This window comes from Limnospira sp., from assembly GCF_051859755.1.
In the GTDB taxonomy this organism is placed as follows: domain Bacteria; phylum Cyanobacteriota; class Cyanobacteriia; order Cyanobacteriales; family Microcoleaceae; genus Limnospira; species Limnospira fusiformis.
In genome coordinates, this window is the sequence record NZ_JBIMLI010000336.1 from 1 (window position 1) to 1347 (window position 1347).

At 48.0% G+C, this 1347-nt stretch carries 2 protein-coding genes; both read left to right on the forward strand.

From position 1 onward, the window contains the following. Positions 1 to 63 precede the first annotated feature (63 nt). Positions 64 to 345: a hypothetical protein gene (locus ACTIE0_RS24425; RefSeq protein WP_235720272.1), complete on the forward strand. Its 282-nt coding sequence runs from the start codon at positions 64 to 66 to the stop codon at positions 343 to 345. A 275-nt stretch (positions 346 to 620) separates the two neighbouring features. After that, positions 621 to 1347, forward strand: a 727-nt coding sequence (locus tag ACTIE0_RS24430) for a tetratricopeptide repeat protein (RefSeq protein ID WP_439517043.1), incomplete at its 3' end; no start/stop codon positions are given.

The window sequence follows — 1347 nt, forward strand, 5'->3', positions numbered from 1 at the left end:
ATTTTCAGCCAATTTCACCAAATTTCGACCTCGAATAACGCGCCCAATGTAATGTAGGGGCGGGTGCAGCAGTCAGCTATCGAACACACCAGCCAGTTATATACACCCGCCCTTTCCCGCCGCCGTTTTTTGTGGTGCGATCGACTAATGGCTGAGGGAAGCGATCGAAAAAAAGGCTATCTACCGAAATTCGAGCGTGATGATTATAGCAAAGAATTAAGCAATCTGGCGGAGGTAGCGGAGGTAATTTTTCATTCTCCCGACCCGGTAAATGCCTCCAAAGAAACGCTAAATCCTTCGGTAGTTGGCAAACTAAAACAGTTTTTCAGGCAACTATTGAAGTGATATCCATCTATTAACTGAATGTACCCCCCAAAAGAAATGACGCTGCAACTGTTTCTACGGGAAGGGTTAGGACAGACCTGAGAAACCATGGATATGGTGACTTAACGCCAGAAAATCCGCACCGGGAAAACCCAGAAGGGGAAATTAATTTGTGACAGGTGGCTGGGGTAGGTGGAGGACGTGAAACCCGCGACTGTGGGAAAGGATTACAATATTTATCACCCCCCAGTAGCGGACAGGGGTTTTTTATGGTTTCATACTCCCGATAACTACTTATGTTTAACCAACTGATGCGCCTGGTGCGCCGATTTCGTCAATGGTTTAAGCAACTGATGCACCTGGTGCGCCGATTTCTTCAATGGTTGACCCAGGTGGGGAATAAGTTACTCAACTTGCTGAACCCTCCCCCACCACCGCAGAGGTCAAACCCTCCCCGACTCCCCGACCATGAATATGAATGGTTATTTCGACAATTGCTGACTAAGGTAGGTCAAGGTTGGAACCGCGACCAGGTGATGGGTTGGCTGCGTCGGAATGAACACCGGGTGACGGAAAGCCAATGGCGGGAATGGTGTCCCCGGTTTCAGCATAGCGCTAAAGACCCAGAAATCTCCCGGCAGCTATCATTATTAAAGAAGTTAAATTGTGGCGCAATTTCCGAGATAGCGGCTTATTTATTACCGCCAGAAACTCCCCCCGAAGCAGCACCCCCCAACCCCGCCCCAACCTCGACTGATTCTCTCCCGGCTGATGCTAAGAAATGGTTTAACGATGGATTACAACGATATGATAATGGTGATGTGCGTGGGGCTATATCCTCCTGGGAAAAAGCGATCGAATTTCAACCGGATGACCATAAAGCTTGGTATAACCGAGGGGTGGCGCTGTCTTATTCAGGAGAGTATAAACAAGCGATATCCTCCTATGACCAAGCCCTAAAATATAAACCGGATTTACATAAAGCTTGGTTTAGCCGAGGAAATGCGCTGTATCATTTAGGAA